The organism is Streptomyces sp. SudanB52_2052 (assembly GCF_964272415.1).
Lineage (GTDB): Bacteria > Actinomycetota > Actinomycetes > Streptomycetales > Streptomycetaceae > Streptomyces > Streptomyces olindensis.
This window is the reverse complement of sequence record NZ_OZ186796.1, coordinates 3,407,102-3,419,252: the sequence shown is the minus strand read 5'-3', so window position 1 is coordinate 3,419,252 and position 12,151 is coordinate 3,407,102. Positions and strand designations below refer to the sequence as shown.

General features: G+C 72.0%; 12 protein-coding genes. 6 read left to right on the top strand and 6 right to left on the bottom strand.

Annotated features, from left to right (window positions below; translation table 11 throughout):
* Window positions 1-44 precede the first annotated feature (44 nt).
* Complete coding sequence (locus ACSUPV_RS14925) at window positions 45-1,199, top strand: cystathionine gamma-synthase (RefSeq protein WP_037757574.1); 1,155 nt, start codon at window positions 45-47, stop codon at window positions 1,197-1,199.
* A 16-nt stretch (window positions 1,200-1,215) separates the two neighbouring features.
* Here the strand turns inward: ACSUPV_RS14925 and ACSUPV_RS14920 are convergent, their stop codons facing one another.
* The 3 genes from ACSUPV_RS14920 to ACSUPV_RS14910 all read right to left on the bottom strand — a co-directional run bounded on the left by ACSUPV_RS14920 (window position 1,216) and on the right by ACSUPV_RS14910 (window position 2,776).
* Window positions 1,216-1,464 carry a hypothetical protein gene (locus ACSUPV_RS14920; RefSeq protein WP_382612811.1) on the bottom strand — a complete coding sequence of 83 codons (249 nt, stop codon included), beginning with the start codon at window positions 1,462-1,464 and terminating at the stop codon, window positions 1,216-1,218.
* 58 nt (window positions 1,465-1,522) lie between these two features.
* A complete protein-coding gene (locus ACSUPV_RS14915; RefSeq protein ID WP_031119765.1) occupies window positions 1,523-2,026 on the bottom strand; it encodes a sigma factor-like helix-turn-helix DNA-binding protein in 504 nt (167 codons plus the stop codon).
* 243 nt (window positions 2,027-2,269) lie between these two features.
* Window positions 2,270-2,776 (bottom strand): MarR family winged helix-turn-helix transcriptional regulator, encoded by a 507-nt coding sequence (locus ACSUPV_RS14910; RefSeq protein WP_031119764.1) that lies wholly within the window; start codon window positions 2,774-2,776, stop codon window positions 2,270-2,272.
* Window positions 2,777-2,939: 163 nt separating this feature from the next.
* Here ACSUPV_RS14910 and ilvA point away from each other — a divergent pair, with 163 nt between their 5' ends.
* The 3 genes from ilvA (at window position 2,940) to ACSUPV_RS14895 (ending at window position 6,106) form a co-directional block, all read left to right on the top strand.
* Window positions 2,940-4,169, top strand: a complete 1,230-nt coding sequence (ilvA, locus tag ACSUPV_RS14905) for a threonine ammonia-lyase (RefSeq protein ID WP_031119763.1) — start codon at window positions 2,940-2,942, stop codon at window positions 4,167-4,169.
* Between the two features lie 162 nt (window positions 4,170-4,331).
* Window positions 4,332-5,309 carry a daunorubicin resistance protein DrrA family ABC transporter ATP-binding protein gene (locus ACSUPV_RS14900; protein ID WP_031119762.1) on the top strand — a complete coding sequence of 326 codons (978 nt, stop codon included), beginning with the start codon at window positions 4,332-4,334 and terminating at the stop codon, window positions 5,307-5,309.
* Window positions 5,306-6,106 (top strand): ABC transporter permease, encoded by an 801-nt coding sequence (locus ACSUPV_RS14895; RefSeq protein WP_031119761.1) that lies wholly within the window; start codon window positions 5,306-5,308, stop codon window positions 6,104-6,106. The genes ACSUPV_RS14900 and ACSUPV_RS14895 overlap by 4 nt, the downstream gene beginning before the upstream one ends.
* 91 nt (window positions 6,107-6,197) lie before the next feature.
* On the opposite strand, the gene greA is transcribed toward ACSUPV_RS14895, so the two are convergent.
* Together greA and ACSUPV_RS14885 are read right to left on the bottom strand one after the other, a co-directional pair.
* Complete coding sequence (greA, locus tag ACSUPV_RS14890) at window positions 6,198-6,695, bottom strand: transcription elongation factor GreA (RefSeq protein WP_031119760.1); 498 nt, start codon at window positions 6,693-6,695, stop codon at window positions 6,198-6,200.
* A 179-nt stretch (window positions 6,696-6,874) separates the two neighbouring features.
* Window positions 6,875-7,273 carry a DUF4307 domain-containing protein gene (locus ACSUPV_RS14885; RefSeq protein WP_436947645.1) on the bottom strand — a complete coding sequence of 133 codons (399 nt, stop codon included), beginning with the start codon at window positions 7,271-7,273 and terminating at the stop codon, window positions 6,875-6,877.
* Between the two features lie 147 nt (window positions 7,274-7,420).
* Between ACSUPV_RS14885 and mca the strand changes: the two genes are divergently transcribed.
* A complete protein-coding gene (gene mca / locus ACSUPV_RS14880) occupies window positions 7,421-8,302 on the top strand; it encodes a mycothiol conjugate amidase Mca (protein ID WP_031119758.1) in 882 nt (293 codons plus the stop codon).
* Complete coding sequence (locus tag ACSUPV_RS14875; RefSeq protein ID WP_078650598.1) at window positions 8,295-8,597, top strand: hypothetical protein; 303 nt, start codon at window positions 8,295-8,297, stop codon at window positions 8,595-8,597. Before mca ends, ACSUPV_RS14875 begins: the two co-directional genes overlap by 8 nt.
* A gap of 67 nt (window positions 8,598-8,664) precedes the next feature.
* Here the strand turns inward: ACSUPV_RS14875 and ACSUPV_RS14870 are convergent, their stop codons facing one another.
* Window positions 8,665-11,868, bottom strand: a complete 3,204-nt coding sequence (locus ACSUPV_RS14870; RefSeq protein ID WP_436947644.1) for a tetratricopeptide repeat protein — start codon at window positions 11,866-11,868, stop codon at window positions 8,665-8,667.
* Window positions 11,869-12,151 lie beyond the last annotated feature (283 nt).

Here is a 12,151-nt window from a genome sequence, read left to right as displayed (position 1 = left end):
CGGAATCCGGCATGCCTAGCGTCGGCGCACTACCCTCGGTGCCCATGAGCGACAGGCACATCAGTCAGCACTTCGAGACGCTCGCGATCCACGCGGGCAACACCGCCGACCCCCTGACGGGCGCGGTCGTCCCGCCCATCTACCAGGTGTCGACCTACAAGCAGGACGGCGTGGGCGGGCTGCGCGGCGGCTACGAGTACAGCCGCAGCGCCAATCCGACGCGGACCGCGCTGGAGGAGAACCTCGCCGCCCTGGAGGGCGGCCGCCGTGGCCTCGCGTTCGCGTCCGGACTGGCGGCCGAGGACTGCCTGCTGCGCACGCTGCTCACCCCCGGCGACCACGTGGTCATCCCCAACGACGCCTACGGCGGCACGTTCCGCCTGTTCGCCAAGGTCGTCGCCCGCTGGGGCGTGGAGTGGTCGGTCGCCGACACGAGCGACCCGGCCGCCGTACGGGCCGCCCTCACCCCGAAGACCAAGGTCGTGTGGGTGGAGACCCCGTCCAACCCGCTGCTCGGCATCACCGACATCGCCGCCGTCGCCCAAGTCGCCCGGGACGCGGGCGCCCGCCTCGTCGTCGACAACACCTTCGCCACGCCCTACCTCCAGCAGCCGCTCTCGCTCGGCGCGGACGTCGTCGTGCACTCGCTGACGAAGTACATGGGCGGCCACTCGGACGTCGTCGGCGGTGCCCTGGTCACCGACGACGCCGACCTGGGCGAGGAACTGGCCTTCCACCAGAACGCGATGGGCGCGGTCGCCGGGCCCTTCGACTCCTGGCTGGTGCTGCGCGGCACCAAGACGCTCGCGGTGCGCATGGACCGGCACAGCGAGAACGCCACGAAGGTCGCCGACATGCTCTCCCGGCACGCGCGCGTGACGAGCGTGCTGTACCCGGGCCTGCCCGAGCACCCCGGCCACGAGGTCGCCGCCAAGCAGATGAAGGCGTTCGGCGGCATGATCTCGTTCCGCGTGAAGGGCGGCGAGGAGGCGGCCGTCGAGGTCTGCAACCGGGCCAAGGTTTTCACGCTCGGCGAGTCCCTCGGCGGTGTCGAGTCGCTGATCGAGCACCCGGGCCGGATGACCCACGCGTCCGCGGCCGGCTCGGCCCTGGAGGTCCCCGCCGACCTGGTGCGCCTGTCCGTCGGCATCGAGAACGCCGACGACCTGCTGGAGGACCTGCAGCAGGCCCTCGGTTAGTCCGATCCCGGCCGGGTCACCAGCCGGTGAGGGGTGGGGTCGTGTGCGAGGGCGGCTCCACCCAGGGGCGGGCCGTCAGCGCCCACACGGTGAACGCCACGGTCGCCGCGAACAGCAGCAGCCACAGGGCGCGGCGGGCGAGGGTCCTGCGGCGCAGCATGCGGCCGCCGCGGCGCACCGCCTCCACGTGGATCTCGGGCGGCACGGCCCGCGGCGCCTGCTCCAGCAGCCGCCGCACGGCCGCCTCGCGGTCGTTCCCCCTCATGCCCGTCTCCCCATGCCGGGACCGCTCTCGTTGCCGGGACGGCCCCGGTCGGACCGGCTCATGACGGCACCGCCTTTGCGGCCGTCACCGCGGGGGCCGGGTCCCGCCGCCGGTGCAGCAGGGTCGTCGTCGCCCGGTGGCAGATCGCCCGGACGCGCTCCGGTGACAGGCCGAGCAGGGCCGCCGTCTGCTCCTCGGCGACGCCCTCGTAGAGCCTGAGCACCAGGATCAGCCGCTCCTGCGGGGTGAGCGGGGCCAGCTGACCGGCGGGGTGGGGGCGGGAGCGGCCGAGACCGCCGTGGTGGTGCCACGCGCCGCGCGCGAAGCGGGTGGCCAGGTGCTGCCGGGTGCGGTCGTAGGGATCCTCGCCGCGCAGCCGGTCCCAGGACGCGTAGGTGTGGGCCAGCGACCGTGTCAGCAGCCGCCGCGCGCGGGGGTTGTCGTCGGGGGCCTCCGCGGTGAGCAGGGTCGCGGCGTGCAGCAGCCGCCCGGCCGCGCCCGCGACGAACGCCTCGAATTCCCGGGCCCGACGGGTTGCCCGGGACGCATGCCGTTGTCGCACCGCGCCTCCCGCCTGAGGGCGACCCTGAGGATGCGGGCCCGGCCGCGTACGACGGGACCCGGTCTCATATCAGGCCAGGGGCGGCCCCGAGGTCAAGAGCCGCGCACGACCGGACCACGCGTGCCTGGAGCCCGGGCGGTGTCGGCGTCCGCCCCTGCGTGCGTCGCGCGCGTGGTGGGTCTGCGTGTACGGGCGCTCGGGGCTCCGCGGTGTACAGGCGGAACTCCCGTCGCCGTACGGCGGTCAGGACGGCGACTGGGCCTCCGGTCCCGGTACGCCCTGCGCCGCCATCCGGGAGGACAGCGCGGTGTTGAAGCGGGTCAGGAGCGAGCAGAACGCCTCGCGCTCCTCCGGCTCCCAGTCGTGGGTCAGTTCGGCCATCAACTGGCGGCGGGAGGAGCGGACTTCCTCCAGACGGGCCTGCCCGCGCGGCGACAGCTGGAGCACCACCGCCCGCCCGTCCTCGGGGTGCGAGGTGCGCTTGACCAGGCCGGTGTCGACGAGCGGAGCCACCTGCCGGGTGACCGTCGACGAGTCGATACCCATGCTCGCGGCGAGCGCCTTGACGCCCATCGGACCTTCTTTGTCGAGCCGGTTGAGCAGCAGGTACGCGGCGCGGTCCATGGAGTTGCGCACCTGCCCGACCCCGCCGAGCCGGGTCTGTTCGGCACGGCGGGCGAACAACGCCACCTCGTGCTGCAGCGTGTCGAGGAGACCGGTGTCACCGACGGTCGTCATGTCCATCGACATTTCAGGTGTTGTGGGCATGGCCGGGGGCTCACTTCGTGGAGGGCTGGCTGATTGGGGGACAGGGTACGCGGCCGGAAGGCAGGTCGTACCGGCGCTGCGCAAAGCGGGTCTCGGAGGTTGGTCACAACGGCCGTTCCCACCCGTGAACTGCGATGCTGGAGTCATGAGCTACAGCACGGCTGACTCCTTGCGCCCCGTCACCCTGGACGACGTGCGCGGCGCCCAGAAGATGCTCTCGGGCGTGGCGCGGGTGACCGCGATGGAGAGCAGCAGGCACCTGTCCCAGCTGGTCGGCGCCCCGGTGCACCTCAAGTGCGAGAACCTTCAGCGGACGGGCTCGTTCAAGCTGCGCGGCGCCTACGTCCGCATCGCGGGTCTGCTGCCGGAGGAGCGCGCCGCCGGGGTCGTCGCCGCGAGCGCCGGGAACCACGCGCAGGGCGTCGCCCTGGCGTCGTCGCTGCTCGGCGTGCGCTCCACGGTGTTCATGCCGAAGGGCGCCCCGCTGCCGAAGGTCAGCGCCACCCGGGACTACGGGGCCGAGGTGCGGCTGCACGGCCAGGTCGTCGACGAGACGCTGGCCGCGGCCCAGGAGTACGCGGCCGAGACGGGTGCGGTGTTCATCCACCCCTTCGACCACCCCGACATCATCGCGGGCCAGGGCACGGTGGGCCTGGAGATCCTGGAGCAGTGCCCCGAGGCGCGCACGATCGTGGTCGGCATCGGCGGCGGCGGACTGGCCGCCGGGATCGCGGTGTCGGTGAAGGCCCTGCGGCCCGACCTCAAGATCGTCGGTGTCCAGGCGGCCGGGGCGGCGGCCTATCCGCCCTCGCTGGCGGCGGGGCGGCCGGTGACGGTCGAGAACCCGGCGACGATGGCCGACGGCATCAAGGTCGGCCGGCCCGGTGACGTGCCCTTCGGGATCGTCGGCGATCTGGTCGACGAGGTGCGCACGGTCAGCGAGGACGAGCTGTCCGCGGCACTGCTGCTCTGTCTGGAGCGGGCCAAACTGGTCGTCGAACCGGCCGGGGCGAGCCCGGTCGCGGCGCTGCTGAGCGCGCCCGGCGCCTTCGAGGGCCCGGTCGTCGCGGTGCTGTCCGGCGGCAACGTCGACCCGGTGCTGATGCAGCGGGTCCTGCGGCACGGCATGGCCGCCCAGGGCCGTTACCTGGCCGTTCGCCTCCGGCTCACCGACCGGCCCGGTGCTCTCGCCACACTTCTGGGTGTGTTGTCAGTGGTCGACGCTAACGTCCTCGATGTGAGCCATGTGCGAACCGACCCACGGCTCGGGCTCACGGAGGCGGAGGTCGAGCTGCACCTGGAGACGAAGGGCCCGGCGCACTGCGTCGAGGTGGGCCAGGCGCTGCGCGAGGCGGGTTACACGGTCATGGGCTGACCCGGCTCCCGAGCAGCCCGGCAGCCCGCCAAGATCACCTTCGTCCCTCTGTACCGCACGCGGAGAAACTCATTGAGAGACGCGATACATCGCGATATGGTGTGTCTGTGAGAAAGCTCACCGGACATCTGTCCGGCCATCCCGGAAGACGTGGAGACTTTTATGCCAGGCGCCATTTACGCCGAAGGTCTGGTCAAGACCTTCGGTGACGTACGGGCCTTGGACGGTGTCGACCTCGACGTGCCCGAGGGCACGGTCCTCGGCCTGCTCGGGCCGAACGGCGCGGGCAAGACGACGACCGTCCGCTGTCTGACCACCCTGCTGCGGCCCGACAGCGGCCGGGCGGTCGTCGCGGGCATCGACGTGCTCAAGCAGCCCGACGCCGTCCGCCGCTCCATCGGCCTGTCCGGCCAGTTCGCCGCGGTCGACGAGTACCTGACCGGCCGCGAGAACCTGCAGATGGTCGGCCAGCTCTACCAGATGAAGGCCAAGGCGGCGAAGGAGCGCGCGGCCGAGCTGCTGGAGCAGTTCCACCTCACGGACGCCGCCGACCGCCCCACCAAGACCTACTCGGGCGGCATGCGCCGCCGCCTCGACCTCGCGGCGGCCCTCGTCGTCTCGCCGCCCGTGATGTTCATGGACGAGCCGACGACCGGCCTCGACCCGCGCAACCGCCAGCAGCTGTGGGAGGTCATCAAGCAGCTGGTCTCCGGAGGCACGACACTGCTGCTGACCACCCAGTACCTGGAGGAGGCCGACCACCTGGCGCACGACATCGCGGTGGTCGACCAGGGCAAGGTCATCGCCCAGGGCACCTCCGACCAGCTCAAGGCCCGCACCGGCGGCGAGCGCGTCGAGGTCGTGGTGCACGAGCGCGAGCACATCCGGACCGCCGTCGAGGTGCTCGCCGGCTTCGGCAAGGGCGAGACCACGGTCGAGGAGCACATGCGCAAGCTCACGACGCCGGTCACCGGCGGCGCCAAGCTCCTCGCCGAGGTCATCCGCGAGCTGGACACCCGGGGCATCGAGATCGACGACATCGGCCTGCGCCGGCCGACCCTCGACGACGTCTTCCTGTCCCTGACGGGACACGTGGCCGAGGCCAAGGACGAGGAGAACGGCAAGGGGGCCGTCCAGTGAGCGCCATCACCGATTCCGCGGTCATCGCCCGCAGGAACTTGATCCGCATGGGCCGGATCCCCGAGATGCTCATCTTCGGGCTCATCCAGCCGATCATGTTCGTGGTGCTGTTCACCTACGTGTTCGGCGGCTCGATCCAGGTCGGCTCGTCCAACTCGACCCAGGCGTACCGCGAGTTCCTGATGGCCGGCATCTTCGCCCAGACCGTCACGTTCGCCACCGCGGGCGCGGGTGCGGGCATCGCCGACGACATGCACAAGGGCCTCATCGACCGGTTCCGCTCCCTGCCGATGGCGCGTGGCGCGGTGCTGACCGGCCGTACCATCGCCGACCTGGTGCAGACGGCGCTCACCCTCGTCGTCCTGGCGGTCGTCGCGGTGATCGTCGGCTGGCGTACGCACGAGAACCTCGGCAAGGTCCTCGCCGGATTCGCCCTGCTCCTGCTGTTCGGGTACGCCTTCTCGTGGATCGGCGCGCTCATCGGCCTGTCCGTGCGCACTCCCGAAGCGGCGACCTCGGGCGGCCTGATCTGGCTCTTCCCGCTGACCTTCATCTCGAACGCGTTCGTGGACGCGAACCTGATGCCGTCCTTCCTGCGGCACATCGCGGAGTGGAACCCCTTCAGCGCCGTCGTGCAGGCGTGCCGCGAGCTGTTCGGCAACCTCCCGCCGGGCTTCAAGACCCCCGACGCCTGGCCCATGCAGCACCCCGTGTGGGCCTCGCTGATCTGGTCGGTCGTGATCATCCTGGTGTTCCGCACGCTCGCCGTCCGCAAGTACCGCCGGGCGACCGGCTGACGGCGGTACTCCGCGGCGGTGTTCCGCGACGGTATGACGATGCCCCCGGCGCCGCAGGGTGCCGGGGGCAGGTCGAGGCTCGGTCGGGTGCTCAGCCCTCGTACGGCTCGGCCTTCAGGATCTTCACCGAGGCCTTCTTGCCGTTGGGCAGCTCGTACTCCGCGTCCTCGCCGACCTTGTGGCCGATCACGCCGGTGCCCAGCGGGGACTGCGGCGAATACGTCTCGATGTCGGCGCTCGCGTACTCGCGGGAGGCGAGCAGGAACGTCAGCGTGTCGTCCTCGTCACCGTCGAACGCGATCGTGACGACCATGCCCGGCGCCACCGCACCGTCCGCCGCGGGCGCTTCGCCGACCTTCGCGTTCTCGAGGAGCTGGGTGAGCTGGCGCACACGCAGTTCCTGCTTGCCCTGCTCCTCCTTGGCCGCGTGGTACCCGCCGTTCTCACGCAGGTCGCCCTCCTCGCGCGCCGCGGCGATCTTCGCGGAGATCTCCGCCCGCGCGGGACCAGTAAGGTACTCAAGCTCAGCCTTGAGCTTGTTGTACGCCTCCTGGGTCAGCCAGGTGACGTTCTCGCTGGTCTGGGTCACAGGTGCTCCTCGTAGGTACTGGGAATACAAAGCATCGCCCTACCCAGAAGAATGTTCCTTCACGGATGGGCGAAACCACGAGCCTAACAATTCGGAGGCCCAAGGGGGAGGACATAAGCCACCAGATTCACGTCAACGCAGGTCAGGCGCTACGTATTCCAGGTGACACCCGGTTGCCGTCAGTCGGCGTGGCAGCCCAGCAGCTCGGCCGTGGTCCCCTCGGAGGTCGTACGGAGCGTGACGACCTTGTCGATGCGGGTGGCGTCCCCGTCGAAGCGGAAGTCGGCCCGGCCCACCTCGGCGCCGTTCTCCGCCTGGGAGCGCACGGTGCAGTAGCCGTCCGTGCCGGAGTCCTTGCGGACCTCCAGGTGCACCTGCACGGACTCCTTGCCGGGCTCGAAGCTGATCACCTCGGCGCTGATCTTGTTCTGGGCGACGTAGTGGTAGCCGAACCAGCCGAGGAGTCCCAGCAGCGCCACCGCGAGGACGGCGCCGACGACCTTGAGCTTGCGGTCGGCGCGCTCGTCCGAAGAGCGGCCGTAGCGGCCCTCGGGCGGTCGCGTGCTCACCGTCGTCATGATCGTCCTCCAGACAGGGCCGGGACGGACGTCCCGGAAGGGGCCCCGGGACCCGGTCCCGGAATTATTCGCCCCCCGATTCGGTCACTATAGAAGCCGCTGATTGCGCCGACGCACACAGGGCGCCGACTTACTGAGGATTGAGTCTTGACTGACCAGTTGCGACTGATGGCCGTTCACGCGCACCCCGACGACGAATCGAGCAAGGGCGCGGCGACCATGGCGAAGTACGTGTCCGAGGGGGTGGACGTGCTGGTGGTGACCTGCACGGGCGGGGAACGCGGCTCCATCCTCAACCCGAAGCTGCAGGGCGACAAGTACATCGAGGAGCACATCCACGAGGTACGCAAGAAGGAGATGGACGAGGCCCGCGAGATCCTCGGGGTCAAGCAGGAGTGGCTCGGCTTCGTCGACTCGGGCCTGCCCGAGGGCGACCCGCTGCCGCCGCTGCCGGAGGGCTGCTTCGCCCTGGAGGACGTCGACCACGCGGCCGGTGAGCTGGTCCGCAAGATCCGCTCCTTCCGTCCCCAGGTGATCACCACCTACGACGAGAACGGCGGCTACCCGCACCCCGACCACATCATGACCCACAAGATCTCGATGGTGGCGTTCGAGGGGGCGGCGGACACCGAGAAGTACCCCGAGGCCGAGTACGGCCCCGCCTACCAGCCGCAGAAGCTCTACTACAACCAGGGCTTCAACCGCCCGCGCACCGAGGCCCTGCACCAGGCGATGCTCGACCGCGGCCTGGAGTCCCCCTACGGGGAGTGGCTCAAGCGCTGGGAGGAGTTCGGGATGAAGCAGCGCACGCTCACCACGCACATCCCGTGCGCCGACTTCTACGAGATCCGCGACAAGGCCCTGATCGCGCACGCCACGCAGATCGACCCCGACGGCGGCTGGTTCACGGTGCCGATGGAGATCCAGAAGGAGGTCTGGCCGACGGAGGAGTACGAGCTGGCGAAGTCCCTCGTCGATACCTCCCTCCCCGAGGACGACCTCTTCGCGGGCGTCCGCGACAATGCCTGACATGAGCGCAAGCGCAAGCCTGGCAATGACGCACCTCGTCTCCTTCGCCAAGGAGGTGGACGAGGACAAGGTCACCCCCGGCGTCCTCGGCTTCATCGTCTTCGCGGCGATGGCCCTGGCGGTGTGGGCCCTGATGAAGTCGATGAACCGGCACATGAGCAGGGTCGACTTCACCCAGGTCCCGGACCCGAAGGCCGAACAGGGGGAGACGGCCGAGCAGACGGAGAAGGCCGAGCAGGCGGGGGCGGAACCCGCGGACGCGGAGACCTCCGGCCAGGGCAGGAAGCAGGGCTGACCACCCCTGCCCCAGGTGTGACACCCGTCGGTGGCCCGGCCGCCGCCGACGGGGTGCCGCGCATGCTTCAGGGCTGCTCCTTCGGCTCCACCGCCACCCCCATCACCTCCCGCGCATGCCGGCTGGGTGTCATCCCCAGCCCCCAGGCCTGCCAGCCCGCCTCCAGGCTCACACCGCGCTCGAGCAGCAGGGCCCAGGCGTCGGCGTACTCGTCGAGCTTGTCGTCGCGCAGGGGGTGGCCGGCGCGGGACAGCTGGGACAGTTCCTCCTGGGCCACGGCCGTGCCGACCTCCACGCCGCCCGGTGCCGCGTAGGGCAGCAGCGTGCAGCGCAGGAAGCGGGCCCAGTCCTCGCCCCGGCGGTCGCCGTAGGACGTGAAGAGGTCCACGGCCTCGTCGCACAGGGCCAGGGCCTGCTGGGTGCGGGCGTTGCCCGCGTCCACGACCGCCAGTTCCAGGCAGGTCCACGCCTCGCCGTGGGCGACGCCGATGCGCTGGAAGTCGGCGCGGGCGTCGACCAGGAGCTGGCGGGCGAAGCCGGAGTTGCGCAGCGAGCCCGTCTGGGCCGCGCGCTGGTCGCGGGTGACGCGCGCCGAGTGGTGGCGGGCGCAGGCCAGGCCGTACACGTCCCGCATGCGCGAGAACATCGTGCGCGAGCGTTCCAGCTCGCGGACCGCCTGGTCCAGATTGCCCGTCTCCTCCAGGGCCTGGCCCAGGTAGTAGAGGGTCCAGGCCTCGCCGCGCGCGTCCTCGTTGTCGCGGTGCCGGGCCGCCGCGCCGCGCAACTCCTCCACCGCCGGGGACGCGTCCCCGGCGACCAGCCGCGCCCGGGCCAGCTGGGTCAGGGCCCACGCCTCGCCCCGGGCGTCACGGGTGCGGCCGTACAGGTCGAGGGCCGCGCGCAGCTCGGCCTCGGCGCGCGGGACGTCGCCCATGCGCAGGCCGAGCTGGCCGAGCTGGAAGTGCGCCCAGGCCTGGCCGTGCACGGACTCGCCCCGGCGGTGCAGGACCAGGGACTCGGTCAGCAGGTCCAGGGCCTCCGCGACCCGGGCGCGGTCCCGCTCGACGGCCGCCAGGGCGTGCATCGTCCAGGCGCGGTCCGTGGCCAGCTCGGGTGAGGCCTGCAGCGCCAGGGCCTCGCGGAGCTTCTCCGACGCCTCCGTCAGGTTGCCCTGGTGGTGCAGGGTGATGCCGAGGGAGCACAGGGCGCGGGCGGCACCGGCGTCGTGGTGCGCCTCCCGGTAGAGGTCGACGACCGACGCGAGGGTCGCACGGGCCTTGTCCAGCTCGCCCAGCTGCCGGGCCGCGATGCCGGTGCGCCACTGCACCGAGCGGACCAGCAGCCCCTGGTCCACCGCCTGCGCGAGTTCGCTGATCTCGCCCAGGCGGTACAGGTCGCCGCGCAGCAGGCAGTAGTCGCACAGGGCGCCGAGCAGGTTCAGCACCGCCGCCTGGTTCACGCCCTCGGCGTGCCGCAGCGCCGCCGTGATGAAGCTCGACTCGTCGTCCAGCCAGCGCAGCGCCTCGTCGAGGGAGGTGAAACCGTACGGGCTGAAGCGGTTGGTGCGGGTGGACATGTTGCCGTCGACCATGCGCAGCACCGAGTCGGCCAGCTCGGCGTAGTTCACGATCAGCCGCTCCTGCGCCGCCGTGCGCTCGGCCGGCTCCTCCTCGTCGAGGAGGCGGGCCTGGGCGAAGGCGCGGACCAGGTCGTGCAGCCGGTAGCGGTTGCCCCGGACGTGGTCGATCAGGCCCGCGCGGGACAGCGCCTCCAGGTGGCGGGCCGCCTCCGCCTCGTCGGTGGCCAGCAGCGCGGCGGCCGCGGCGACGCCCAGCGAGGCCCGGCCGGCCAGGGCCAGCCGCCGCAGCAACCGCCGTACGGTCTCCGACTGGTCGGTGTAGCGCAGCCACAGGGCGCGCTCCACCGGCTCGACCGGGCCGTACGCGCCGAGGTCCGTGGCCAGGGCGCGCGGGGAGCGCGGGCCGAGGCAGGAACCGGCGATGCGCAGCGCCAGCGGCAGTCCGCCGCACAGCTCCCGCACCTGGTCGGCGGACTCGGCGTCGTACGGCCCGGAGCGGTCCTGCGCCGCCGCGCCCAGCAGCTCCTCCGCACCGGCCGCGTCCAGCGGCTCCACCGCCATCTGGTGCACCCGCGCGGGCAGGTCCCCCAGCTCCAGTGGCCCCCGCGCGGTCACCAGCACCAGGCTGTCGGAGCGCTCCGGGACCAGGGCGCGGATCTGGTCGGCGTCCGAGGCGTCGTCGAGGACGACCGTGACCGGCAGGCCGGTCAGGTGCTGGTGGTACAGCTCGCCGAGCCGTTTGACCTGCTGGTCGGGGGAGGAGCGCTCGCGGAACAGCAGTTGCTCGCGGGGCGCGCCGAGCCGGTTGAGCAGGTGCAGCAGGGCGTCGCGGGTGGACAGCGGGGTCCCGGCCGGGCCCTCGGCGCGCAGGTCGACGACGCAGGCGCCGCGGAAGTAGTCCCTGAGATCGTGCGTGGCGTGCACCGCGAGGGTCGTGCGGCCACTGCCGGGTGTGCCGTGCAGGACGACCACGGTCGGCTGGGTCTCCGTGCTCGCCCGGGCCGCCTGCACCCACTGCCGGATCTGCGCCAGCTCCTGCCGCCGCCCCGCGAACGGCTTCGCCGGTTCCGGCAGCTGCGCGAAGGACTGCTCCAGCACGTTGCGCCCGCGCGCCGCCGCGCTCTTGTCGGCGCCCCGCAGCCGCGGTCCCGTCTTCTTCGGGCCGGTGGAGGCGGCGAGCACCCGCTGCTGGTCCAGGAACGGGCGGATGCCCCGCACCTCCAGCGCCGTCAGCCACTGCAGCCGCAGCTGCTCCGGCCCGCCCGGCTGGCTCACGGCCCCGGCGCGGTGGTGCGCGGCCGGCAGGTGGGAGCCGATCACCTTCACGACCGTCGCGGCGGCGCCCACGACCCCGACCGTCACGCCCGCGCCGAGCGCCGTGCCGGTGTCCGTGCCGAGGGCCATGTCGGCGACGACGGCCGCGACGGCCGCGACCCCGGCCACCAGCAGCGGCGTCCCGGCGCCCTCCCGGGCGTACCGCTGCCCGAAGGTGAGCTGCCCGGCCGCCGCCTCGTCCAGGGCGCGCGTGTAGGCCTCGTACTCCTCCGCCGCGCTCCGCGCCATCGAGTCGAGCGCCCCGCGCGCCCGCGCGAGCAGCACCTTCCCGTCGCTGCGCCCGCCCGAGCGACGCACCTCCTCCTCCACGGCCCGCACCAACAGCCGCTCGGCCTCCGCCCGATGACTGTCCCGCATGTCACGTCCCCCTCCGGCGGCAACGGCGATCCTCGGTGATCCCTCGGTGATCCCTCGGTCGTCCCTCGCTCGTTGTCTCGGTCGTGTTCCTGGTCAAGTGTGCTGCGGACGGCGCACCGGGGCGAGGGGGCGTGCCCGGCCCGATTGTGTGAAGAGGAGGGCGGGTCGGTCTGCGGGCCCGCACCCTTCGGGTGGCGGGGGGAGCACGGTAGATTGGGGTCGGCCGACTCTGGCTCAACGGTGTGTCGTGTGCGGTCCGTGAGTAGACGTCATGACACACAGG

Bases quoted from the DNA above. Each gene is read 5' to 3' on its own strand.
- ilvA (WP_031119763.1), top strand. From the start codon at position 2,940: ATGAGCTACAGCACGGCTGACTCCTTGCGCCCCGTCACCCTGGACGAC.
- ACSUPV_RS14885 (WP_436947645.1), bottom strand. From the start codon at position 7,273: ATGACGACGGTGAGCACGCGACCGCCCGAGGGCCGCTACGGCCGCTCT.
- ACSUPV_RS14870 (WP_436947644.1), bottom strand. From the start codon at position 11,868: ATGCGGGACAGTCATCGGGCGGAGGCCGAGCGGCTGTTGGTGCGGGCC.
- ACSUPV_RS14925 (WP_037757574.1), top strand. From the start codon at position 45: ATGAGCGACAGGCACATCAGTCAGCACTTCGAGACGCTCGCGATCCAC.
- ACSUPV_RS14875 (WP_078650598.1), top strand. From the start codon at position 8,295: ATGCCTGACATGAGCGCAAGCGCAAGCCTGGCAATGACGCACCTCGTC.
- ACSUPV_RS14900 (WP_031119762.1), top strand. From the start codon at position 4,332: ATGCCAGGCGCCATTTACGCCGAAGGTCTGGTCAAGACCTTCGGTGAC.
- ACSUPV_RS14910 (WP_031119764.1), bottom strand. From the start codon at position 2,776: ATGTCGATGGACATGACGACCGTCGGTGACACCGGTCTCCTCGACACG.
- ACSUPV_RS14920 (WP_382612811.1), bottom strand. From the start codon at position 1,464: ATGAGGGGGAACGACCGCGAGGCGGCCGTGCGGCGGCTGCTGGAGCAG.